A 23,234-nucleotide genomic window follows, 5' to 3' on the forward strand; every position below is an offset into this window, starting at 1 on the left:
CCTACGCCGGCTTGGCGTATTGCTCGGCGCTCATGACTTCGATGCAGACGAAGCGTTCGTTGCCTTCCACCCAGGCGTCGTGGCCGGGCGGGATGGTATAGGACGTACCCTTCGTGAACGTCTTCTGAGTCCCGTCATTCATCTTGATGGTGATGGTTCCGGACACGACGTAGCCGACATGCGATACCTGACAGCTATCCGTCTTGACGACCGGCTTCACGCATTCGGACCATTTCCATCCCGGCTCCATATTGAGCCGCCCGAGCGTAAAGCCTGGAAGCCGCACCACCTCGACGCGTGTCTTGGCGGGCGAGCGAACCTCATCCGGGTTGTCGTGAGATTTGGATTCAAACTTGGTGACATTCATTCCACCATCGGCCATGGCATCCTCCCATACGCGACGCGGAGTCCAATGCTGGCACCTTTCCATTATATTAGCAATTGCTTTTATATCTGCGAAGGTCGACCACAGCCGCGCTCACCACCTGAACGGGTGACCTGGAATGGCCTGCATCAGGACACAAAGTTCTGTGTAAGCTGCTGATTCAAATTATGAATAAAGAGTGGCTGGGGAACCTGGATTCGAACCAGGACTAACGGAGTCAGAGTCCGTGGGTCTACCGTTAACCTATTCCCCAGCAAGCGCGGTCATGGACCGCGCGGGCCGAACGGCTGAGCCGCTTGAGCGCTGCCTTGTAGCCGCCAGCGGAAAATAGTCAAGCCTGCTGTGTGGATCAATCGCTCCGTTTTGACAGCTGGTTTCAGACGCCGGGGTTCAGGTGCGCGGGCGGGCACAAAATCCCATCCGCGCCTCAGCTCTCTGTCCGGCTGAACTGCGAACGCTCGAAGAACAGCACCACGCCCAGGCCCAGAATCAGCGGGATGATCAGGTAAAACAGCCGGAACACCAGCAGCGCCGCCAGCACGCCGACCGGCTCCATGTCGGAAAGGCCGGTGAGGAAGACCACCTCGAACACGCCGAGTCCGCCCGGCGCGTGCGAGATCTGGGCGATCGAGAAGGAGACGAGGAAGACGCCAAGCACGACGAAATAGCCGGGATTGTGCACCTCGGGCAGGGCGAAGAAGATGATCGCCGCGGCGGCAATCAGTTCGATCGGGCCGATCAGCAATTGCCTGGCGACGATCGGCAGTGCCGGATAGTGCAGTTGGAAGCTGGCGATCTTCAGCGGGCGCAGATGCAGCCAGCTGCCGAAGATATAGGCGGCGACGAGGAGCAGCATCGCGATGCCCGCCGCTTCCGACAGGCCATGATGGGCGACGCCCGAGAACCGATCGATGATCTGAGGCTCGAACACCAGCACGAGGCCGGAGGCGAGAATCGTCGACAGCACGAAGGTGATCCAGCAGATCGCCACCAGCACGCCGACATCTTGGCCGGTCAGGCCCCTTGTGCCATAGGCACGGTAGCGGATGACGGCGCCGGAAAAGACCGATCCGCCGATATTGTGCGACAGCGCATAGGTGGTGAAGGAGCACAGCGTCACGAACAGCCACGACACACGCTTGCCGATATGCAGCAGCGCGATGTGGTCGTAGCCGGCGAGCGCGGCATAGGCGATGACGGAACTCAGCGCCGCCAGCACCCAGCCGCGGGTTGGGATGGCGGCGAGCCCATCCCAGACATCGTCGAGCGAAATGCCGCGCAGTTCATGCCAGAGCAGCAGCAGCGAGAAGATCACCGCGGCGATGCCGACGACCGGCCAGAAATAGCGTTTCCACTTCATTGCCTGACTGCCATGCGCTGCGTGCCCGCTTCCTTTTCGCTTGATGGTGGGAGCCCGGCGGCCCGGTGACTTCCATTCATTTCAGAAATGCCTCATTGAAGCCGGCTATTCAACCGCGAACACATGTCGCGCCGGCCGCCGGCAAGATCTGCCCGCAGCGAAAGCAGCCCAAACGGCAGGCGACAAGGCATCGGCTGCGGCCAGCGTTGTCTTCGCCGGAATCCGCGCTACCAATCCAGCCTTGCGGGTACATTACGCGGTGGCGCAAAAGGGCCGTCTCGCCCAGCCGGCAAAATTCGGCATGCGCTCTTGGTGATCGGCCACGGCACTGTTAGTCTGGCGGCAACTTGAAACATGCCAAAGCGCCTGCTGCGTCCTTCACCGGTTCGCGCGGCGCCGGAAGGAACGACAGTGGAAGACCGCGACACCGGCGCAGGCGCGTCGGAGGTGGGCGCGTCCAGCGCTTCCCCAGGGCCATCGGGCTCGGGGACTGCCGGCTGGCAGCAACGCCGCCCGACGGAGCCGCGCTCCGCCGCTGGGCAGGCGGGCGACGCGCCCCATCACCAGAAGGGCAAGCCCAAGAAGCGGCGCAAGCGAAGGCGCGGCCGCAAGGTTTTTGCGCGCGACGAAACGCAGGGCAATCGATCGCCGGTGCCAGGCCAGGCCGCCCCGGCTTTGGAAGCGAAGCAGCCGACGGCGCCGGCAATCTCCCCCGTCGCTCAAGCGCCGCGCCCCGAACAGGGCACGCGCCGGCCGCCGGTGCATGAGCTGCCGGTCTTTGCGGCCCTCGACCTCGGCACCAACAATTGCCGGCTGCTGGTCGCCGTTCCCACACGGCATGGCCAGTTCCGCGTCATCGACGCCTTCTCGCGCATCGTCAGGCTGGGCGAGGGGCTCACCGCCAATGGCCGGCTCGGCCAGCCGGCGATGGATCGCGCCGTCGAGGCGTTGAAGATCTGCGGTGATAAATTGCGCAGCCGCAAGATCAGGAAGGCCAGGCTGATCGCCACGGAAGCCTGCCGCTCCGCGGAGAACGGCGTCGAATTCCTCGAACGCGTCGAGCGCGAGGCCGGCCTGAAGCTCGAGATCATCGACCGCCAGACCGAGGCGCGGCTGGCGGTGTCCGGCTGCGGCTCGCTGGTCGAGCGCGACACGCAGGGCGTCGTCCTGTTCGACATCGGCGGCGGCTCTTCGGAGATCGCGCTGATCGATCTCACCGGCCGCCGCTCGCCGCGGCTCGCCAACCATATCGTCTCGTGGACGTCGCTGCCGGTCGGCGTCGTCTCTCTGGCCGAGCGCTTTGGTGGCCGTACCGTCACGCGCGAGATCTTCAACGCCATGGTCGACGATGTCGCCGGCCGGTTGGCGAGCTTCGACGGTCGCGACCGGCTGAGCCACCTCAAGGCCAGCCCGAATTTCCATCTGCTCGGCACGTCCGGCACGGTGACGACGCTGGCCGGCGTCCACCTAGATCTCGAGCGTTACGACCGTCGTCGGGTCGACGGGCTGTGGATGGACCGCGACAGCGTCGACCGCATGGTGGAACGACTGGTCGGCTGGGATTTCCAGCAGCGCTGCGCCAACCCTTGCATCGGCGCCGACCGCGCCGATCTGGTGCTGGCCGGCTGCGCTATCCTCGAAGCGATCCGCGCCGTCTGGCCCTCGGAGCGGCTGCGCGTCGCCGACCGTGGCCTGCGCGAAGGCATATTGAGCGAGCTGATGGCCGATGACGGCGTCTGGCGCAACGATGGGCGTGGCCGACAATGACCAAGAAACCGGAAAATCCAGGATCGGCCAGCATTCGCGTGCTGAAGACGCGGATCAAGAAGAAGAGCGGCCTGAAGGAATCGTCGCGACGTTGGCTGCAGCGCCACATCAACGATCCCTATGTCCAGCGCTCGAAGGCCGACGGCTATCGCTCGCGCGCGGCCTACAAGCTGATCGAGATCGACGACAAGCACCATCTGCTGAAGCCCGGCATGAAGGTGATCGACCTCGGTGCCGCCCCCGGCGGCTGGTGCCAGGTCGCGGCCGCACGCACGAAATCGACGGCGGAAAATCCGCATGTCGTCGGCATCGACTATCTGGAGATGGACGCCGTGCCCGGCGCGCCGGTGCTGTTGATGGATTTCCTGGATCCGGATGCGCCGCGCAAGCTCGCCGAAGCGCTGGGTGGGGACCCGGATATCGTGCTGTCCGACATGGCGGCGCCAACCACCGGCCATAAGCGCACCGACCACATCCGCACCATGCATCTGTGCGAGGTGGCGGCCGATTTCGCGCTGTCCGTCCTGAAACCGGGCGGCCATTTCCTCGCCAAGACTTTTCAGGGCGGCGCCGAGAACGAACTGCTCTCCATGCTCAAGAAGAATTTCCGCTCCGTCCACCACGTCAAGCCGCCGGCCTCGCGCGATGAATCGGTCGAGCTTTATCTGTTGGCCAAAGATTTTAAGGGGCGAGAGTCCGGTCCGCCGTCAGGCGGATCGGAACGTCCAGTGGACGTTCCGAAGGACTCGAGCGCCCGGAGCCATAGCGAAGGGCCGGGGGACGCTGACCGCTGAGCCGGCCTTCACTCCCCCGGCGATCTCACGGGTTCCAGCGGCTTGGGCGTCGTCAGCCGGCCATGGCCGGAGACGGCATTGCCGGCGTCGGGCGCCAGCCGCATGAAGGACAGCGACGCCGCCGCCGATACCGCCGCCACGATGAAGAAGGCGATGTGGAAATCGCCCAGCGTCAGCGGTCCGCCATGGATCGAGGTCGAGACTTCCAGAATGCCGCCGGCCAGCGCCACGCCGAGCGCGATCGACAATTGCTGGAACACCGCCGTGATCGGTGTTGCCTTGCTGGTGTCTTCGGCCGACACTTCGGCATAGGAGAGCGCGTTGACGCCGGTGAAGAACATCGAGCGGATGAAGCCGCCGACCAGCAATATGGCCAGCATCAGCACGTAAGGCGTTTCGGGGGTGAAGAGGCCGTAGATGGCGATCGATGCGGCGGCGACCAGCGAGCCGACGATCAGCACGCGGCGGAAGCCGGCAACGCGAAAAATCAGCGCGGTGACGAATTTCATGCCGATGGCGCCGATCGCCGAGACGAAGGTGATCATGCCAGACTGGAACGGCGTCAGCCCGAAGCCGATCTGGAACATCAGCGGCAGCAGGAACGGCACTGCTCCGATGCCGATGCGAAACAGCGAGCCGCCAAGCACCGATGAGCGGAACACCTGGTTGCGGAACAGTTCGAGCGCCAGCAGCGGATTTTTGGCGCGCCGCGCATGCATGAGGTAGAGCGCGCCCGACAGCAGCCCGACCCCCACGGTGATGAAGCCGGTGGCCGGCGGCAGATAGGGCAGGCTGACCACGGACAGGCCGAAGACCACGCCGGATGCCGCAAGCCCGCTCAGCACGAAGCCGATGAAATCGAGCGGCGGCGTCTCCATTGATTCGGTTTCCGGCAGGAAGCGCGTCGCCAGCCAGATGCCGACCAGGCCGATCGGCACATTGATCAGGAAGATCCAGTGCCAGGTGAAATAGGTGGTGATGAAGCCGCCGATCGGGGGACCGACCAGCGGTCCGACCAGTGCGGGAACGGTCAGCCACGACATGGCGGCGACCAGGTCGCTCTTGGGCGTGGCGCGCACCAGCACCAGGCGCCCGACCGGCGTCATCATGGCGCCGCCAATGCCTTGCAGGAAGCGCGACACCACGAAGGCCGGCAGCGAACCGGACAAGGCGCAGGCGACCGAGCCGACGATAAACACCGCAATCGCGGCGCGAAAAATGTTCTTGGCGCCGAAGCGGTCGGCCATCCAGCCGCTGATTGGAATGAAGATCGCCAGCGACACAAGATAGGCCGTCAGCGCCAGCTTGAGCGCGATCGGGCTGGTATGGATATCGATGGCGATCGCCGGCAGCGATGTCGCGATGACGGTCGAATCCATGTTTTCCATGAAAAGTGCGACCGCCAGGATCAGCGGAATGGTGCGATTCACAAGCGTGACCGTTTTCAAATTTTCTATTCGGCCGGGGGCGAACCGATACAGGGGGCGGTTATCATGGCTGGACACCGATGTCGTGTTAAATTGCTGTCACTTTTGTGCGACCGCAACCACGGGTGGCGCAATCAAATGGTCGAAGACGCTGTTGTGCAATGCAACGATCGGCTTTTCATCCGCTTCGCGACGTGTTACCAGCCAGCGCCAATCCTGAAAGGGAAGATGAGAGTCGGCGCTGTCCATTCCGGTCCAGCGCTTTTTCCGCATTCTAAAGGGCTGGCCATGGCAAAAATCATCGAAACGTCCACAGGCGCACTGGCGCTGACCTTTGACGATGTGCTTTTGCAGCCCGGTCACTCCGAGGTCATGCCCGGCGAAACCGATGTCCGCACCCGCATCGCAGGCGACATCGACCTCAACGTGCCGATCCTCTCCGCCGCGATGGACACCGTCACCGAGGCGCGCCTTGCCATCGCCATGGCCCAGGCCGGCGGCATCGGCGTCATCCACCGCAATTTCTCGCCGGCCGAACAGGCCGAGCAGGTACGGCAGGTGAAGAAATTCGAATCCGGCATGGTGGTCAATCCGGTCACCATCGGTCCGGACGCCACGCTCGCCGATGCGCTGTCGCTGATGCGCACCTATTCGATCTCGGGCATTCCGGTGGTCGAGAATGGCGGCACGGGCGGCCACAAGACCGGCCGGCTGGTCGGCATCCTGACCAACCGCGACGTGCGCTTTGCCTCCGACCCGGCGCAGAAGGTCTATGAGTTGATGACCCGTGAGAACCTGATCACGGTCAAGGAGAATGTCGACCAGGACGAAGCCAAACGGCTTCTGCACCAGCACCGCATCGAAAAACTTGTCGTCGTCGACAAGCAGGGCAATTGCGTCGGCCTGATCACCGTCAAGGACATCGAGAAGTCGCAGCTCAACCCGCACGCCACCAAGGATGCGCAGGGCCGCCTGCGCGCGGCGGCCGCCACTAGTGTCGGTGACGATGGCTTTGAGCGCGCCGAGCGCCTGATCGACGCCGGCGTCGACCTTCTGGTCATCGACACCGCGCACGGCCACTCGCAGCGCGTGCTCGACGCTGTCACCCGGGCGAAAAAACTCTCCAACTCGGTGCGCATCCTGGCCGGCAACGTCGCCACCGCCGAAGGCACGCAGGCGCTGATCGATGCTGGCGCCGACGCCGTCAAGGTCGGCATCGGCCCGGGCTCCATCTGCACCACCCGCATCGTTGCCGGTGTCGGCGTGCCGCAGCTTTCGGCCATCATGTCGGCGGTCGAGACGGCGCACAAATCGGGTGTGTCGGTGATTGCCGATGGCGGCATCAAATATTCCGGCGATCTCGCCAAGGCGCTCGCCGCCGGCGCCAGCGCCGCCATGATCGGCTCGCTGCTGGCCGGCACCGACGAAAGCCCGGGCGAGGTCTATCTGCACCAGGGCCGCTCCTTCAAGGCCTATCGCGGCATGGGCTCGGTCGGCGCCATGGCGCGCGGCTCGGCCGATCGCTACTTCCAGGCCGAGGTGCGCGATACCCTCAAACTGGTGCCGGAAGGCATTGAAGGCCAGGTTCCATACAAAGGACCTGTGTCTGGCGTGCTGCACCAGCTTGCGGGCGGCCTAAAAGCCGCTATGGGTTATGTCGGTGGCCGCGACCTTGCCGATTTCCGCGAGCGCGCCACTTTTGTGCGCATATCCAACGCCGGACTTCGTGAAAGCCACGCCCATGACGTCACGATTACCCGCGAAAGCCCGAACTATCCCGGCGGAGCCTGAACAATACGGGCTCGGGCGGAGCCTGACCGCGACGGTCCTGCGGCTGCCACGCCACGCGGCCGCACTGTGTTTCCTGTCGGCGGCGGTTTTCATCGCCATGACGGTGATGGAGTTCTTCTATTTCCGCCAGTTGAGCGGCGGCCTGCCGTCGCTCGACATGCGCTATTTCGGTTTCACACCCGACGAAGGCATGGCCTGGCTGACGGCGCTCGGCCGGCGCGGCGGCGAGATCATTCTGGTCTGGCACTATCTGACCTTCGATCTGTTGTTCCCGGCGCTGCTGTCGCTGACCTTGGTGAGCCTGGTCCTGGCCACTGGCCGGCGCCTGCAGAACTTCCGCGAGCTTCCCGGGCAGGTGCAGTCGATCTTCGCGCTGGTGCTGGTGCTGCCCTACACGCTGGCCGACTATGCCCAGAACATCGCCGTGGCGCGGCTTCTGTCCGATTTCCTGTCGGCCAATCCGGATTCGCTGTCTTTCGCTTCGGCTCTGATCGTCACCAAATTCGCGCTTCTCGCCATCCCGGTGGTCGTCATCGCCGCTTTCTGGCTGGTGGGTCAGAGACGCTAGAGCAATTCCAGGAAAAGCGCGTAGCGCTTTCCCTGGGGAATTGCGTCAAAACAAAGAGTTAGAGTGGTTTGCCTTTTCCGTGAAGACGGTGGAACACTCTAAGCATGATGCCGGACAGGGCAGGGGAATGTCATGAACCAGACCACGATCTTCTGGCCCATTCTGGCGCATGTGGCTCTGGTCTACATCGTCTACGGCGTGTTGGGGCGCCGCAGATATGGCGCAGTCAAATCAGGTGAGGCCAAGGTCGGACAGTACAAGGCCCGCTCGACCGAGCCGGCGTCCAGCGTCACCGTTGCCGCCAATCTGTGCAACCAGTTCGAACTGCCGGTGCTTTTCTATGTGCTGTGCCTTACGCTGCACGTCACCAACGGCGTCAACTATCTGACCTTGACGCTGGCGTGGATTTTCGTCCTGACGCGCTATTTTCATGCCTGGGTTCACCTGACCAGCAACAATCTGCGGCTGCGCAGCCGTTCTTTCTTCGCTGGCGCGGTGGTGCTGGCGCTGGCCTGGATCTGGTTCGCGCTGCACCTGCTCGGCCTCGTCTGAGGCAGGGTCACGCGGGGGTTGCAGCCCTCGACATCAAGCGCGACGCATAGATTTCGATCCTCCGCCGAAATCTATGCTCGACCGTCCACGCGACGAATGCTGCAATGGCGACCACGGTGCAGAACGCTATGCCGATCCGAAGATACGGGGAGCCGATCCATGGAGCCAGCCATCGTATGATCGCGACACCGACATTCTGGTGCAGAAGATACAGAGGATAGCTGATCAAGCCGATGTAGCTCACGCTTCGCCAGATCTTGATATCGCGCAGCTGGACCCCGATGACCCCAACAATTGAAAGCGCGATGACCCAGGCACTGAATGCTGAACCGCCCCACAGTTTGACAACAACCATCAGGCATGCGGCTGTCACGACCGTCTGCACGGTTCGGGTCGATCGCCTCGCCGCGATGCCCATCAAAAAGAAGAGGCTGTAGGGGAACAGAGAATACGGCATGGCGATGCCCTTGAAGGGAAAAATCAGAGCCTGATGGTCTCTCCACAACCCGGAAAAATATGCAATTGCGCCCAGAACGGTAAAGCTGGTGAAAAGGACGAGAACGCGATTTGGCCAGAGGTAGAAGATGAGGCCGAACACGAAGTAGAATTTTGCTTCCGCAAGCAGTGACCAGTAGGCGCCGTCGACAAGCGGCGTTTGAACAAACAGGGTTACCCAGCTTGTGTTTTTCAGGCCGTCGAGCGCTGAAACCTCCCTGCCCGGAAGACCCAGAGCAGCAACCACAATAAGCGTGATCGCGATACAGGCGATGAGCGCGGGCTCCAGCCGCGTAAATCTCTGCAGCCAGAACATCCACACGGTTTCAGACCGCTCGGCTGTCATCGCGATGCAGTAGCCACTGATAATGAAAAAGAGAAAGACGCCAACTATCCCTTGCCATGGCAGCGTCATCTGGTGGTCGAACCCGATGTAGTCGGCGGGAAAGCGGGACGTATAGTGAAAGATCAGCACCAGCATCACGGCGATCGCACGCAATGCGTCGATCGCCTCGTATCGCCGGTTCTCGTCCTGATCCGAACGCATCGGCTAGAAAGCCTCTAGAGGTCGAACACCGCTATTTTACGCTTGTCGAACTTTATGCCGATCTCGCCGCGCACCAGCTTCAGTGCCGCTTCGCCGAAGACGGCGCGCCGCCAGCCCTGCAGCGCCGGCACGTCGGCGTCCTCGCCCTCGGCGGCGATGCGGTCGATGTCGTCGCTAGAGGCCAGCACCTTCGAGGCCACGCCCTGCTTCTCGGCGACGATCCTGAGCAGCACTTTCAACAGTTCGGCCGCGGCGCTCGAGCCTTCCGGCGGCTGGAAATTCTTCGGCAGTTTCGGCATCTGCTCCTTGGGCAAGGCCAGCGCGGTGTTGACCGCTCCAAGCAGGGCCGTCGCCGTCGAGGAGCGCTCCCAGCCCTTGGGCGTTGTGCGCAGCTTGGCGAGGGCTGCCCCGTCGCGCGGCGCCTGCTGCGCCACCTCGTAGATCGCGTCGTCCTTGAGCACGCGGCCGCGCGGCACGTCGCGCTCGCGCGCCTCGCGCTCGCGCCATGCCGCCACGGCCTGCACGATCGCAAGTTCCTGCGGCTTGCGCAGCCGCATCTTCAACCGCTTCCAGGCGTCCTCCGGATGCGGATCGTAGGTCTCGCGCGAGGTCAGGACGTCCATCTCTTCGTTCAGCCAGTGGGCGCGGTTCTCCCGCGCCAGTTCGGCGCTCAAATGCTGATAGACCTCGATCAGATGGGTGACGTCGGCGAGCGCGTAGTCGAGCTGCTTGTCGGACAGCGGCCGGTGGCGCCAGTCGGTGAAGCGCGACGACTTGTCGAGCCGCGCGCCGGTGATGCGCTGCACGAGCTGGTCGTAGGAAACGCTGTCGCCGAAGCCGCAGACCATGGCCGCGACCTGCGTGTCGAACACCGGGTGCGGCACGAGATCGCCGAGATGGACGATGATTTCGATGTCCTGGCGCGCTGCGTGGAAGACCTTGACCACGGCCTCGTTGGCCATCAGCCGGAAGAACGGGGCGAGATTGATGTCGGGCGACAGCGGGTCGATCAGCGCGGTGACGCCAGGCGCCGCCATCTGGATCAGGCACAGGATCGGCCAAAAGGTCGTTTCGCGGATGAACTCGGTGTCGACGGTAACGAAATCCGACTTTTCGAAAGCGGCGAGAACGGTCTCGAGTTCTTTCTGGGTGGTGATGACGTGCATCAAATCGCTTTTGGCAGGAGTAAGGTCTTCCTAGATTTCAGCCGGAAAGGCTTTCGTCAAGCTTTGGCGCAGCCATCATCGGCTTCCCGGACCATCGGAATCGCCATTGCGCTTAGCCAGCCGCGCGAAAACGGTCGACGTGCGCAGCAGCGCGATGAAGCGGCCGCGCTTGCCCACGGGCACGCCGGAGCGTGCCTGCATGCGGTAGAGGATGACGGCGATGAAGATCGCATAGACGGTGGCGCTGAACACGAACAGCGCGCTCGGCCCGAAATGCTGCATCACTGTGGAGGCGGCGAAAGGGCCGCCGATGGCGCCGAAGGAATAGAACAGCATCAGCGCCGCATTGATCAGCACGAACTCGCCGGTGTCGGCTCGGTCGTTGGAATGCGCCGCCGACAGCGAATAAAGCGGCATGGCGAAACAGCCGAAGATGAAGATGATGATGAAGTTGAGCAGCGGATTGCTGCCGGCGATGAACACCAGCGCCAGGGCTGAAAGCATCGCGCAGCAGGTCGTCAGCAACAGCACCCGGCGCCGGTCCCATCGGTCGGAGAGGTAGCCGAGCGGATACTGGATGATGGCGCCGCCGAAGATGCCGACGCTGACGAAGGTGACGACATCGGCGACCGACATGCCGATCTGCTCGGCATAGACCGGCGACAGCGTGCGAAATGCGCTGTTGGTGACGCCGACGGCGATACAGCCGAAGCAGCCGAGTGGCGAAATGCGCCAGACGCGCGCCAGGTCGAGCTTGACCTCCTCCGGCGGTGTCGGGTTGGAGCGGTCGCCAAGCGAGACCGGCACCAGCGACAGTGTGATCATGATCGACATGATGGCGAAGATGGTGAAGCCGCCGGCGCCGAAGACCGGGATCAGGAACTGGGCCGATGTCACCGAGCCGGTATCGACCATCCGGTAGATCGCCAGCACGCGGGCGCGATCCCTGTTGGTAACGCCGGAATTCAGCCAGCTTTCGACGATGGTGAACAGCCCGGCGAAACAGAAGCCGCCGGCAAAGCGCACCGCGCACCACATCACTGGATCGAGCACCAGCACCAAAAGCAGAGTGCCGACCGAGGCAATCGCGGCCAGCGCCGAAAACGCCCTGATATGGCCGACCGCCTTCATGATGCGGGTGATGGCCAGGCAGCCGAGCAGGAAGCCGGCGAAATAGAACGTGCCCATCAGGCCGATGTCGGAAGCGGAAAATCCCTCCTGCGCGCCGCGCAGCGCAATCAGCGTGCTCTGCAACCCATTGCCGCCGAGCAGGATGCCTGCGGCGAGAAGAAGCGGGATCAGCGGGCGGATGGAGGACATGAAAAAGGCGATCACGTATCGGTGATCCCTTCTTGAACTATCCCTCCCACCAATGCCAGCGGCAATTGCCGCTTGCAGGATCAATCGCGGTTCTGCAGCGCCCCCACTATATTGCCTGGTTTGGAGCGGACGCAGGTCCGTATGGTCCAACTGCCGACCTCAGTTTCGCGACGCGATCTTACCTGGCCGGCCGTCCCGTCCGCGGCGAGGGAAACCTTCAGTCACCCCTCTGCTGCCCGCGCAAGTATCTTGTCACGCGTCGGTTCGAGCGGCTCATCCACCGAAGCGGCCGGTTTGTCGGCGGCCGGCCGCCGGCCAAGCGATCCCGCGGTCAGCAGGCTGAGGATAATGAACGGAATGCCGATACCAAAGGCCGAGCGGATGCCCCAATGGTCCGAGACGAAGCCGAGCAGCGGCGGGCCGAGCAGGAAGGCGACGAAGGAGATCTGCGACAGTGCCGCGACATTGATCGCAGCCGGTCGATCCGTCCGTTGGGCGGCAGCCGAGATCGCCAGCGGGAAGAGGGCGCTGGTACCGATCCCCAGAAGCGCAAAGCCCAGTATGGAGAAGAACGGCGCGGGCGAGAAAAAGACAACCAGCACGCCGGTCGCCATCATTGCCAGCAGCACCCGCGCCACGCCGCTTGGCGAATAGCGGTCGACGAAACTGTCGGCGAAGAAGCGCGTGGTTGCCTGGGAAAAGGCGAACAGCGCCACGGTGAAACCGGCGACGAAGGGGCCGGACTCGAAACACGGTGCGCATATAGATCGCCGACCAGTCGATGCTGGCGCCTTCCATCAGCATCGCCGAGAGTGTCACCGCGACGAGAACAAGGATCGGCAGGGTCGGCCGCGCCAGCATGGGTGCCTTCTTGCCGGTGCCGACGAAGCGACTCGGCGCCGGCTGATAGCCGCCGAGGAACAGCGCCATCGAGATCGCGACGATCGGCACGATCAGCGCCAGATGCAGTTGCGGCGATATGCCGAGATGCGCAAGAGCCCCGCCGAACAGGCCGGCGCCGAAAAAGCCCATGCTCCAGAACGAATGCGCGCGGTTCATGATGCGACGCTTGACCAGGAATTCGGTCCGGTCGGCCTCGACATTGAGCATGATCTCGACGCTGCCGATCATCAGGCCGACTGGAAAGAGCATGAGGAAAAGCGCGAGCGGCCCCGGCGCATGCACCGCAACGGCATAGGCAAGCGCCAGCAGTGGTACCAGGACGAGCAGCGCGCGGCGGAAGCCGACGCGCTCGAGCAGCGGCGTCGCGAGCGTCAGTGCCGTCAAGGTGCCGATCGGCGTTCCGATCAGGCTGAGGCCGAGCGTGCCGTCCCCAATGCCCATGGCGTGCTTGATGTCGGGCAGCCGGGGAAAGATGTTGCCCATCGCGAAGGAATAGATCGCGAACCCGGCATAGACGCGGTGTTGCGGGGCAAGGTTGAGACCAAAGCTCATGGCGGCGCTTTCAAAGGAAGGGAGGCTGGCTTGTGCGACAGCCCAGTCGGCCACTCCTTGCATAAACGTGCAGAACATGCAAGAACGTGCACAGAGAAATAAGATCAGGCGAAACAGGCAATGCTGACCGATCAACGGCGCCAACTTATCCGTGACCGCCTCGCGGCGGAGGGGAGTGTGCTGGCGGGCGAACTGGCGAGCCGCTTCGGCGTTTCGGAGGACACGGTGCGCCGTGACCTCAGGGAACTGGCGAAAGCCGGGCACTGTCGCCGGGTCTATGGCGGCGCGGTTGCGGCGGCGCCCTTTGCCGCGGCCCCCATCGGTCTGCGCGGCGGCCATGCGGTCGAGGAGAAGGCGCGGCTGGCGAGCACGGCCATGGCGTTGCTCTCCAGCGGTCAGACCCTGTTCATCGACGGCGGCAGCACCAACACCGCCATCGCCAAGGCCATTCCCTGCGACCTCGAACTGACCATCGCCACCAATTCGCTCGGCGTCGCCTCGGCGCTGTCCGACCATCCCCTGGTCGAACTGACCGTGCTTGGCGGCAGGTTTGTCCGCGACCTCGGAACCTGCGTCGGCGCCGACACGCTGGCCGCCATTGCACAGCTTGGCGCCGACCTGTTTTTCCTTGGCTCGTGCGGCCTGGATGCCTCACGCGGTGTGACGGCATTCGATTCGGCCGAGGCCGAGGTCAAGCGGGCCATGGCCAGGAACAGCGCCGGCATCGTCATCGCCGTCACCAACGACAAGCTGGCCACCGCGGCGCCTTATCGCGTCGCCGGCGCCGAAGCGATCCGCCATCTGGTGGTCGAAAAGACCGCGCCGGCCGCGATCCTCGCCGATTTCGAACGCCAGGGCGCCGAAATCCACTTTGCTTGAAGGCGGCGAGCTACTTCCACGACGCCGCATGTGCGATGAACACTTCGATATCTTGCTTCGAGTAACCGAGAAGGGTTCCTTCAAGCCTGGCCAGATCATTCGATGTGAAGACGTCGAAGGCCTCTCCGCTGCGACACATTCTGGAGATCAACAGGCTGAGCTTGCAGCGCCATTCTTCTGTCGGCAGGCAGTAGCGGCGCTCCTCCACCAAGGTTCTAGGATCAGTGTGGGTGAACCTCAGAATACGACCTGTTTCTACAGACGGCTCAAAGTCCGCGTCGCCAATATCTTCGGCGTCCATACCCGGTTCGGCCGAGAACAAGGCCATTGGCTTGTCACCCTGAAGCATCAGTTCCATCTCGCGGCCATTGTGCGGGCCTATTCCCGGCGGGAGAGTGCGTTTTGGCACGTGGGGTCTCCAGATCGCTTGATAAGTGCGTTGTCTCAGGAAGCACGTCTGGCGGCAATGCGTTAAGGCCGGCAAAGACTTAAACCCTGGCGGTCGAACCTGGATACGGCCCGATGTCTCCTTGCCTTGACAAATCCGGCCTCCCATGCGCTTTTCGCGCAAATTTTGGGCCGGGCTTTGATGCTTTGGCCTGCCACCCAGCACCCCGGACTTTACCAATGACAATGCACCGTTACCGCAGCCATACCTGTGCCCAGTTGAGAAAGAGCGACGTCGGCTCTTCCGTTCGCCTGTCGGGCTGGGTGCATCGCGTGCGCGACCATGGCGGCCTGCTGTTCATCGACTTGCGCGACCACTACGGCCTGACCCAGATCGTCGCCGACCCCGATTCGCCGGCCTTCAAGGTCGCAGAGACCGTGCGCGGCGAATGGGTCATCCGTGTCGACGGCGAGGTCAAGGCGCGCCTGCCGGAGACGGTCAACGCCAACCTGCCGACCGGCGAGATCGAGATTTTCGCACGCGAGATCGAGGTGCTGTCGGCTGCCAAGGAATTGCCGCTGCCGGTGTTTGGCGAGCCGGACTATCCCGAGGACATCAGGCTGAAGTACCGCTTCCTCGACCTGCGCCGCGACACGCTGCACAAGAACATCGTGGCGCGCACCAAGATCATTGCCGAGATGCGCAAACGCATGGGCGAGGTCGGTTTCACCGAATTCTCGACGCCGATCCTGACGGCTTCGTCGCCAGAAGGCGCGCGCGACTTCCTGGTGCCGTCGCGCATCCATCCCGGCACGTTCTACGCGCTGCCGCAGGCGCCGCAGCAGTACAAGCAGCTGATCATGGTGTCGGGCTTCGACCGCTATTTCCAGATCGCGCCCTGCTTCCGGGACGAGGATCCGCGCGCGGATCGTCTGCCCGGCGAGTTCTATCAGCTCGACCTCGAAATGAGCTTCGTCGAACAGGACGACGTGCTGTCGACGATGGAACCAGTGATGACCTCCGTTTTCGAGGCTTTTGCCGACCGCAAGCCCGTCACCAAGGACTGGCCGCGCATCCCCTATGATGCAGCCATGCGCAAATACGGCTCCGACAAGCCGGACCTGCGTAACCCGATCGTGATGCAGGCCGTCTCCGACCATTTCCGCGATTCCGGCTTCAAGGTCTTCGCCAACATTCTGGCCAACGACCCGAAGGCCGAAGTGTGGGCCATTCCGGCCAAGACCGGCGGAAGCCGTGCCTTCTGCGACCGCATGAACTCCTGGGCGCAAGGCGAGGGCCAGCCGGGCCTTGGCTACATTTTCTGGCGCAAGGAGGGCGACAAGCTCGAAGGCGCCGGTCCGCTCGCCAAGAACATCGGCGAAGAGCGCACAGAGGCGATCCGTCAGCAGCTCGGCCTTGCCGACGGCGATGCCGCTTTCTTTGTCGCCGGCGATCCGAAGAAATTCGTTTCTTTTGCCGGTGCCGCGCGCACCCGCGCGGGCGAGGAATTGAACCTGGTCGATCGCGACCGATTCGAACTGTGCTGGATCGTCGACTTCCCGTTCTTCGAATGGAACGAGGACGAGAAGAAGATCGATTTCGCTCACAATCCGTTCTCGATGCCGCAAGGTGGCATTGACGCCCTGAATAACCAGGAGCCGCTCAGCATCAAGGCGTTCCAGTACGACGCGGTGTGCAACGGATTCGAGATTGCCTCGGGTGGCATCCGCAACCACCTGCCGGAAACCATGGTCAAGGCTTTCGAGATGGTCGGTCTAGACCGTCAGACGGTCGAGGAGCGTTTCGGCGGCTTGTATCGTGCCTTCCAGTATGGTGCGCCGCCACATGGCGGCGCGGCATTCGGCATCGACCGCGTCGTCATGCTGCTGGTTGGCGCCAAGAACCTGCGCGAGATCACCATGTTCCCGATGAACCAGCAGGCCTACGACCTGTTGATGAACGCGCCGTCGGAAGCCAGCCCGCAGCAGCTTCGCGAGTTGGCGCTGCGTGTCGCACCGACCAAGAAGGACGCCTGATCGCCAGCTTCGGGCGAGACTTTAAAAACCAGCCAGAACCGATTCTTTCGAATCGATAATTCAAAAAAATAGCCCGGCATCGCTGCCGGGCTATTTTTGTATCCTGAGGCCGCTTAGATCAGTCCTCGTTGGCCTTGACGCTGACACCGAGCGTCTTCGGCAGGTCGAGCGGGTTGGACATGGCGCCGGCCATGATCAGCGCGAACGGCACCGATGCCGGCGGCTCGGCCGAGATTTCGAGGCTCTTCGGATCGTCGAGATATTTGCTGACCGCCGCGGTCACCTGCGCCGTCAGTTCCGGATTGTTGAGCTGCGCCATGCCGAACGGCACGATCGCCTTGGCCTGGTTGGCGACGTCCTTGGCCGACATGCCCTGCTGCTTGCCGACATATTCCAGCACCTTGCCGGTCAGCGAATCGTCGTCGAAGCGGATCGAGGCGCTGTTGAACGAAAGCTGCTGCAACAGGCCGAGCATGGCCATGCCTTGTGCCGAATTGTCGGCGCCTTGAGGCTGCGCGGCCATCTTCTTCTGCATTTCCTGCAGCGACTTTATGAAGTCGATCGTGTAGCCGCCGAGGTCGAAGGTCATGCCGAGCGTGCCGGCATTCTCGACGGAGATGTCGTATTTCGACAGTTCCATCTTGCCGTCCGAGGGCTGCCAGGTGCCGGCCATTTCGAGATTGCCCGAAATGTTCTGGTAGCCGAGCGCGTTGATGACTTCCTTGGACTTGGGATCGTCGACCAGTGTCAGGTCGGCGTTGAACTTTTCCGTGTTGGCGGTGAATTCCATCGCCTTGCCGTCAGCCGGCGGCGTGATCTCGACGGCAAGCCCGTCCATCGAGAAGGCGGTCTTGTCGGCGACCTTGACCGTCATGTTGGAGAGTTCGGCGGACTTGTACATCATCAGCGAGCCCAGCGGGCCGGTGGCGCCATCGGCCGGAACCGTCATGTCATGGATGACGAAGGGGCTGAGGTTGAGGGTGACGCCGTCCTTGGCGTGTTCGAAGGCCGAGGTAGAGACGGTACCGATATCGAAGCCGCCATTGGCCGCGGTCACGTTCTCTAGCTTGACGTCGCCGATGGTGAGGGCTTCCTTTTCCGCCGCCGGCTTGATGGCAACGCCCTGCAGCACCATGCTGGTGTTGTCGCCGGTCACGCCGGTCCAGGAGATGTCGACGCCCTGTGCCGCCAGCGCCGCCTTCAGCCGGTCGGCAACCGCGGCATCCTGGGCAAGGGCCGCATTTAGCGGCAGCGTGAGCAAGAAGGTCGAAAAAGCCAGTTTCTGGAGAGTTGAGCGTTTGATTGTCATCGCAAGGTCCCTGAGAGTGTCCTGAAATTGTTTTTCAATTCTTTGCACCATCACCATTCCGTGACGAACTGGACGGGAAAAAGGCGTATCCCGGTACCATGGTCGAAAATCACAGTGAAAGGCAAACTCGATCCCACCGTCTTGGCGCAAATCGGTGAATTTGTCATGAAGAGCCGGTTGCCCGATATCATCACGCTTCGCCATAGAGGCCTGATGTAACAGGCTGATGTTGGTCGACATCCCCAGGCGTGCGGTTTCATGTTGCAGAACGGCGGGTATGTCTGTCGGCCTCTTGCCGCGAATCACCCGCTCAGCTAGTCCCAGCCCATGGGAAAAAGGCTTTTGCCGCCTGAAAATGGCGGTGGTGATCACATTGAACCGGTCGATCTGAAGAAGGCGCTGGAAGAGCGCTATCTCGCCTATGCGCTGTCGACCATCATGCACCGGGCGCTGCCCGACGTTCGCGACGGGCTGAAGCCGGTCCACCGCCGCATCATGCACGCCATGCGGCTGCTCAGGCTCAACCCCGACCAGGGTTTTGCCAAATGCGCCCGCATCGTCGGCGAGGTGATGGGCAAGTTCCATCCTCATGGCGACCAGTCGATCTACGACGCGCTGGTGCGGTTGGCGCAGGATTTTTCCATGCGCTATCCCTTGGTCGACGGGCAGGGTAATTTCGGCAACATCGACGGCGATAACGCTGCCGCCATGCGCTACACCGAAGCGCGCATGACCGATGTGGCGACCGAATTGTTGTCCGGCATCACCGAGGATGCCGTCGACTATCGGCCGACCTACAATGAAGAAGACGAGGAGCCCGTGGTGCTCCCCGGCGCCTTCCCGAACCTGCTGGCCAACGGCTCGTCCGGCATCGCGGTCGGCATGGCGACATCGATCCCGCCGCACAACGCGGCCGAGCTTTGCAACGCCGCATTGCACCTGATCGAGCATCGCGATGCGCCGGTCTCGAAGCTGATGGATTTCGTCCAGGGTCCGGATTTCCCGACCGGCGGTATCATCGTCGACAGCCGCGCTTCCATCCTCGAAGCCTACGAGACCGGCCGCGGCGGCTTCCGTGTCCGCTCGAAATGGAGCCAGGAGGACCAGGGCAGGGGCACCTGGAGCATCGTCGTCACCGAAATCCCCTATGGGGTGCAGAAGGCGCGGTTGATCGAGAAGATCGCCGAGCTGTTGATGGCGCGCAAACTGCCGTTGCTCGAGGACATCAGGGACGAAAGTGCGGAAGACATCCGCGTCGTGCTGGTGCCCAAGAGCCGTTCCGTCGACCCGGGCATCCTGATGGAATCGCTGTTCAAGCTCACTGAGCTTGAAAGCCGTTTCCCGCTCAACATGAACGTGCTGTCGCGCGGCAAGGTGCCCAACGTCCTGTCGCTGAAGGGCGTGCTGCAGGAATGGCTCGACCATCGCCGCGACGTTCTGATCCGCCGCTCGAAACATCGCCTGGGCGAGATCGAAAGACGGCTGGAGATCCTCGCCGGCTACCTGATCGCCTATCTGAACATCGACGAGGTGATCAAGATCATCCGCGAGGAGGATGAGCCCAAGCAGGTGATGATGGCCCGCTGGTCGCTCACCGATACCCAGGCAGAAGCCATCCTCAACATGCGCCTGCGCGCCTTGCGCAAGCTGGAAGAGTTCGAGATCCGCAAGGAGTTCGACGGCCTGAGCGCGGAGAAGAAGCAGATCGAGGCGCTGCTGGCGTCCGATGCCAAGCAATGGTCGACGATCAAGTGGGAAGTCACCAACATCCGAGACAAGTTCGGCCCGGAGACCGAACTCGGCAAGCGCCGCACCCAGTTCGCCGATGCCCCCGAGCACGACCTGACCGACATCGCCCACGCCATGATCGAGCGCGAGCCGGTCACCGTGGTGGTTTCGGAAAAGGGCTGGCTGCGGGCGATGAAGGGGCATCTGGCCGACCTTTCGACGCTGACCTTCAAGGAGGGCGACAGCCTCAAGCTCGCCTTCCATGCGCAGACCACCGACAAGGTGCTGGTCTTCACGACAGGGGGCAAGTTCTACACCATCGGCGCCGACCGGCTGCCGGGCGGGCGCGGCCATGGCGAGCCGATCCGCATCATCGTCGACATGGACAACGACCAGGACATCGTCACCGCCTTCGTCCACGATCCGAAGCGCAAGCTGCTGCTGGCCTCCTATGACGCCAACGGCTTCATCGTGTCGGAGGAGGAAGTTGTCGCCAACACCCGCAAGGGCAAGCAGGTGATGAACGTCAAGGCGCCGGACGAGGCCAAGCGTTGCGTACCGGTCACCGGCGATCACCTCGCCATCGTCGGCGAGAACCGGAAAATGCTGGTGTTCGCGCTTTCGGAAATTCCCGAGATGGGCCGCGGCAAGGGCGTGCGGCTGCAGAAATACAAGGATGGCGGCCTGCTCGATCTCAAACCGTTCACCTTGGAGACGGGCCTGTCCTGGCAGGATTCGGCCGACCGCACCTTCACAAGGTCGCGCGAGGAACTCGCCGAATGGATCGGCGCCCGGGCGTCGGCCGGCCGCATGGTGCCGAAGGGTTTTCCGAGGACGGGCAAGTTCGGGTAGCTAAACGTCTCTTCCTTCCCCCTGTGTGGGGGAAGGTGGCCTCGCGAAGCGAGGTCAGATGAGGGGTGTTCCAGGGAACGCCAACGCCTCACTCCGCTGGAAACCCCCTCATCCGTCTCGGCGCTATCGCGCCGATCCACCTTCTCCCGTAGGGGGAGAAGGAAGAAAGGCACCCCAATCATTTGGAGTATCGTCACGATTGCTGCACTATATCAGTGCATAACGGGGAAAGGTGTTTGGGAGAGACGGGCGTTTGAAGGAATCCAGGATCCAGAAACCGGAACGGCAGCAGCGCCTGTTCGGCCTGTCGACGCCGCTGCGGTCGGCTGTCATTCCGCCGCTGTCGGCGGCCCGCTGGCTGCTGGTGCTGATCGTCGCCGCCGGCGTCTATTTCTTCCATGGCTTCCTGTTCCCGGTGCTGGCCGCGCTCGTCATCGCCTTCGCCAGCTGGCCGCTTTACCAGCGGCTGCTGACCGGCGTCGGTGGCAACCGCACCATCGCCGCCACTCTGGCCATCCTGTTCATCCTCGCCTTCCTGGTGATACCGATCGGGCTTGCCGGCACCTACGCCATCAACGAGGTGCGCGAGTGGGTCGGCTGGGCGATCGAGACCAATCGGCATGGTGCCGTGACGCCGCACTGGATCGCGACGATGCCTGTCATAGGCGACTGGCTGAACGAGCAATGGACCACCAATTTTGGTCATCCCGGCGGCATTGGTGAACTGATCCAGCTGATCAGCGGCGCAAACATAGGCAGCATCTATCGCGGCGCGCTCGCCGCAGGCGGCAGTGCCTTTGGGTTGCTTCTGACACTGCTGTTCATGATGATCGCCCTGTTCTTCGCCTATCGTGACGGCGAGCATTTTGCCGGTCAGGTCGATCGCCTGGGAGAACGCATCCTGCCGACGCGATGGGAGCGGATTTCGCGCGTCGTCCCGGCGACCATTTCCTCGACTGTGACCGGCATGACCGTCATCGCCATAGGCGAGGGGTTGGTGCTGGGCATCGCCTACTGGCTGGCCGGCGTGCCGTCGCCGGTGACGCTTGGCGCCCTGACCGGCGTCATGGCGCTCATCCCCGGCGGGGCGCCTTTGTCCTTCACCCTTGTCTCGATCTATCTCGCCGCCAGCGGCTCGCCCATGGCCGGTCTGGCGCTGTTCCTGTGGGGCGCGGTCGAACTGTTCATCGTCGACAAGACACTGCGCCCGAAGCTCGTCGGCGGGCCGATAAAGCTGCCCTTCCTGCCGACCTTTTTCGGTCTGATCGGCGGCGTCAAGACGATGGGGTTCCTCGGCCTGTTCATCGGCCCGGTGCTGATGGCGCTGCTGGTCGCCATCTGGCGCGAGTGGCTGCGAGAGGTGGAACTGGTCGACGAGTTGACCGCCGACTCGGCGGCCGAGATCGAAGGCGGGCCGCCGCAAATCGAAATCCTGCCGGAACCCGGCGTGGCGAAGAAGGCCAGCGCTTGATCCCGAAACGCAACTTGCGCTGGGCCCATCAATTACAGGTTAGACCGGATGGTGCACCGCAAGGTCACCCCGCTGCCTACGGCCGTCATGCAGTTGCCAGAGCGAATGGGCGACCAGCGTGACGATAAGGATCGCGCCACCGATCAGACTGTTGCGGGTCGGTGTCTCGGCAAAGATCATCCACACCCAGACCGGCGCCAGCACGGTTTCGAGCAGATAGAACATCGCCACTTCCGGCCCCGAAATGTATTTCGGCCCGGCGGCGAGGCAGAAGAACGAGATCGGCATGATGACGGCGCCGTTGAAGATGATCCACCAGGGCGCGTTCACGTGAAAGCCTTCGCCTGACACCATGAGGGCGGCGAGCGCCATCGGCAGAAGCACGCCGACGAGTGAGGTGAAGCCCATGTCCTTGCCGCTGGCGCGCGAGATGGTGATGGCGACCGCGATGAAGAAGGCCGAGCACAGCGCCATGAAATCACCGAACAGCTTGCCGGTGCCGACCGAGCCGCCGACGATGACCAGCACGCCCAGGATCATGATCAGCATCGCCGCGATGGTCACCAGCCGAGGTCTTTCCCGCAGGAATATCCAGGACAATAGCCCTGCGAATACAGTGTTGAAGGCCAGGATGAACACCAGGTCGGCGGTCGAGGTGTGATAGACGGCGGTGACGAAGCTGATCCCTGTCAGCCCATACAAGGTCGCCACGATCATGCCGGCCCAGCCGGGGATGAGCGGCGGGGCATTTCGGCTGAGTGCCCGCCAGACCGACCAGATGATCATCGCCGCGACGAATGTGGTGCTGGTGCGCAGCAGCATGATGGTCCATGCGCCGCCATCGGCGAGGCGGATCAGTGGTATGTCGACGGTCAGCGTCAGCCCGCCGATGGCGGTTATCAAGAGACCCTTCTGGTGATCGCGGTGCGGGGACATGCAGCAAC

Annotated in this window: 21 protein-coding genes and 1 tRNA gene; 10 read left to right on the forward strand and 12 right to left on the reverse strand. The window is 63.0% G+C overall.

What is annotated here, in order from left to right:
• Position 1: 1 nt before the first annotated feature.
• The 3 genes from ACVILI_RS16625 to ACVILI_RS16635 form a co-directional block, all read right to left on the reverse strand.
• Positions 2–382 carry a cupin domain-containing protein gene (locus tag ACVILI_RS16625; protein ID WP_019857555.1) on the reverse strand — a complete coding sequence of 127 codons (381 nt, stop codon included), beginning with the start codon at positions 380–382 and terminating at the stop codon, positions 2–4.
• A 182-nt stretch (positions 383–564) separates the two neighbouring features.
• A tRNA-Gln gene (locus ACVILI_RS16630) sits at positions 565–638 on the reverse strand.
• A 174-nt stretch (positions 639–812) separates the two neighbouring features.
• Positions 813–1,745 (reverse strand): lysylphosphatidylglycerol synthase domain-containing protein, encoded by a 933-nt coding sequence (locus ACVILI_RS16635; RefSeq protein ID WP_038646207.1) that lies wholly within the window; start codon positions 1,743–1,745, stop codon positions 813–815.
• 411 nt (positions 1,746–2,156) lie between these two features.
• On the opposite strand from ACVILI_RS16635, the gene ACVILI_RS16640 reads away from it, so the two are divergent.
• Positions 2,157–3,512 carry a Ppx/GppA phosphatase family protein gene (locus ACVILI_RS16640; protein ID WP_019857568.1) on the forward strand — a complete coding sequence of 452 codons (1,356 nt, stop codon included), beginning with the start codon at positions 2,157–2,159 and terminating at the stop codon, positions 3,510–3,512.
• Positions 3,509–4,306, forward strand: a complete 798-nt coding sequence (locus ACVILI_RS16645; RefSeq protein WP_038646209.1) for an RlmE family RNA methyltransferase — start codon at positions 3,509–3,511, stop codon at positions 4,304–4,306. Before ACVILI_RS16640 ends, ACVILI_RS16645 begins: the two co-directional genes overlap by 4 nt.
• A gap of 8 nt (positions 4,307–4,314) precedes the next feature.
• On the opposite strand, the gene ACVILI_RS16650 is transcribed toward ACVILI_RS16645, so the two are convergent.
• Both ACVILI_RS16650 and ACVILI_RS16655 read right to left on the reverse strand, forming a co-directional pair.
• Positions 4,315–5,736, reverse strand: coding sequence for an MFS transporter (locus ACVILI_RS16650; protein ID WP_027046726.1), 1,422 nt, complete (start codon positions 5,734–5,736; stop codon positions 4,315–4,317).
• 96 nt (positions 5,737–5,832) lie between these two features.
• The gene (locus ACVILI_RS16655; RefSeq protein ID WP_240565097.1) at positions 5,833–5,982 is read right to left on the reverse strand and encodes a hypothetical protein; all 150 of its coding nucleotides are present in this window, start codon (positions 5,980–5,982) and stop codon (positions 5,833–5,835) included.
• A 39-nt stretch (positions 5,983–6,021) separates the two neighbouring features.
• On the opposite strand from ACVILI_RS16655, the gene guaB reads away from it, so the two are divergent.
• From guaB to ACVILI_RS16670, 3 genes are all read left to right on the forward strand, one after another.
• On the forward strand, positions 6,022–7,524 hold the full coding sequence (guaB, locus tag ACVILI_RS16660; RefSeq protein ID WP_010915551.1) for an IMP dehydrogenase: 1,503 nt from the start codon (positions 6,022–6,024) through the stop codon (positions 7,522–7,524).
• Positions 7,475–8,092 carry a hypothetical protein gene (locus tag ACVILI_RS16665; protein WP_080643722.1) on the forward strand — a complete coding sequence of 206 codons (618 nt, stop codon included), beginning with the start codon at positions 7,475–7,477 and terminating at the stop codon, positions 8,090–8,092. The genes guaB and ACVILI_RS16665 overlap by 50 nt, the downstream gene beginning before the upstream one ends.
• Before the next feature lie 132 nt (positions 8,093–8,224).
• Positions 8,225–8,644, forward strand: coding sequence for an MAPEG family protein (locus tag ACVILI_RS16670; RefSeq protein ID WP_038646211.1), 420 nt, complete (start codon positions 8,225–8,227; stop codon positions 8,642–8,644).
• Positions 8,645–8,651: 7 nt separating this feature from the next.
• Here the strand turns inward: ACVILI_RS16670 and ACVILI_RS16675 are convergent, their stop codons facing one another.
• The 4 genes from ACVILI_RS16675 to ACVILI_RS16690 all read right to left on the reverse strand — a co-directional run bounded on the left by ACVILI_RS16675 (position 8,652) and on the right by ACVILI_RS16690 (position 12,888).
• The gene (locus tag ACVILI_RS16675; RefSeq protein WP_038646213.1) at positions 8,652–9,686 is read right to left on the reverse strand and encodes an acyltransferase family protein; all 1,035 of its coding nucleotides are present in this window, start codon (positions 9,684–9,686) and stop codon (positions 8,652–8,654) included.
• A gap of 14 nt (positions 9,687–9,700) precedes the next feature.
• On the reverse strand, positions 9,701–10,852 hold the full coding sequence (gene rnd / locus ACVILI_RS16680; RefSeq protein WP_038646215.1) for a ribonuclease D: 1,152 nt from the start codon (positions 10,850–10,852) through the stop codon (positions 9,701–9,703).
• A gap of 75 nt (positions 10,853–10,927) precedes the next feature.
• Positions 10,928–12,172, reverse strand: a complete 1,245-nt coding sequence (locus ACVILI_RS16685) for an MFS transporter (protein ID WP_027046728.1) — start codon at positions 12,170–12,172, stop codon at positions 10,928–10,930.
• Positions 12,173–12,393: 221 nt separating this feature from the next.
• Complete coding sequence (locus tag ACVILI_RS16690) at positions 12,394–12,888, reverse strand: MFS transporter (protein ID WP_457102550.1); 495 nt, start codon at positions 12,886–12,888, stop codon at positions 12,394–12,396.
• On the opposite strand from ACVILI_RS16690, the gene ACVILI_RS16695 reads away from it, so the two are divergent.
• Both ACVILI_RS16695 and ACVILI_RS16700 read left to right on the forward strand, forming a co-directional pair.
• The gene (locus ACVILI_RS16695; RefSeq protein WP_457102551.1) at positions 12,857–13,729 is read left to right on the forward strand and encodes a hypothetical protein; all 873 of its coding nucleotides are present in this window, start codon (positions 12,857–12,859) and stop codon (positions 13,727–13,729) included. The genes ACVILI_RS16690 and ACVILI_RS16695 overlap by 32 nt on opposite strands.
• Before the next feature lie 18 nt (positions 13,730–13,747).
• Positions 13,748–14,506, forward strand: coding sequence for a DeoR/GlpR family DNA-binding transcription regulator (locus ACVILI_RS16700; RefSeq protein WP_038646220.1), 759 nt, complete (start codon positions 13,748–13,750; stop codon positions 14,504–14,506).
• Between the two features lie 10 nt (positions 14,507–14,516).
• Here ACVILI_RS16700 and ACVILI_RS16705 read toward each other — a convergent pair whose 3' ends face one another.
• Positions 14,517–14,915: a hypothetical protein gene (locus ACVILI_RS16705; protein ID WP_038646222.1), complete on the reverse strand. Its 399-nt coding sequence runs from the start codon at positions 14,913–14,915 to the stop codon at positions 14,517–14,519.
• Positions 14,916–15,139: 224 nt separating this feature from the next.
• On the opposite strand from ACVILI_RS16705, the gene aspS reads away from it, so the two are divergent.
• Positions 15,140–16,930 carry an aspartate--tRNA ligase gene (gene aspS / locus ACVILI_RS16710; RefSeq protein WP_027046729.1) on the forward strand — a complete coding sequence of 597 codons (1,791 nt, stop codon included), beginning with the start codon at positions 15,140–15,142 and terminating at the stop codon, positions 16,928–16,930.
• A gap of 118 nt (positions 16,931–17,048) precedes the next feature.
• Here the strand turns inward: aspS and ACVILI_RS16715 are convergent, their stop codons facing one another.
• Positions 17,049–18,239 carry a hypothetical protein gene (locus ACVILI_RS16715; protein WP_027046730.1) on the reverse strand — a complete coding sequence of 397 codons (1,191 nt, stop codon included), beginning with the start codon at positions 18,237–18,239 and terminating at the stop codon, positions 17,049–17,051.
• Positions 18,240–18,566: 327 nt separating this feature from the next.
• Here ACVILI_RS16715 and parC point away from each other — a divergent pair, with 327 nt between their 5' ends.
• Complete coding sequence (gene parC / locus ACVILI_RS16720; RefSeq protein ID WP_038646224.1) at positions 18,567–20,819, forward strand: DNA topoisomerase IV subunit A; 2,253 nt, start codon at positions 18,567–18,569, stop codon at positions 20,817–20,819.
• Positions 20,820–21,072: 253 nt separating this feature from the next.
• On the forward strand, positions 21,073–22,290 hold the full coding sequence (locus ACVILI_RS16725; protein ID WP_038646226.1) for an AI-2E family transporter: 1,218 nt from the start codon (positions 21,073–21,075) through the stop codon (positions 22,288–22,290).
• A gap of 39 nt (positions 22,291–22,329) precedes the next feature.
• On the opposite strand, the gene ACVILI_RS16730 is transcribed toward ACVILI_RS16725, so the two are convergent.
• Complete coding sequence (locus tag ACVILI_RS16730) at positions 22,330–23,226, reverse strand: DMT family transporter (RefSeq protein WP_019857586.1); 897 nt, start codon at positions 23,224–23,226, stop codon at positions 22,330–22,332.
• Between the last annotated feature and the right edge of the window lie 8 nt (positions 23,227–23,234).

The sequence above is a fragment of the Mesorhizobium sp. USDA 4775 genome (assembly GCF_054062655.1).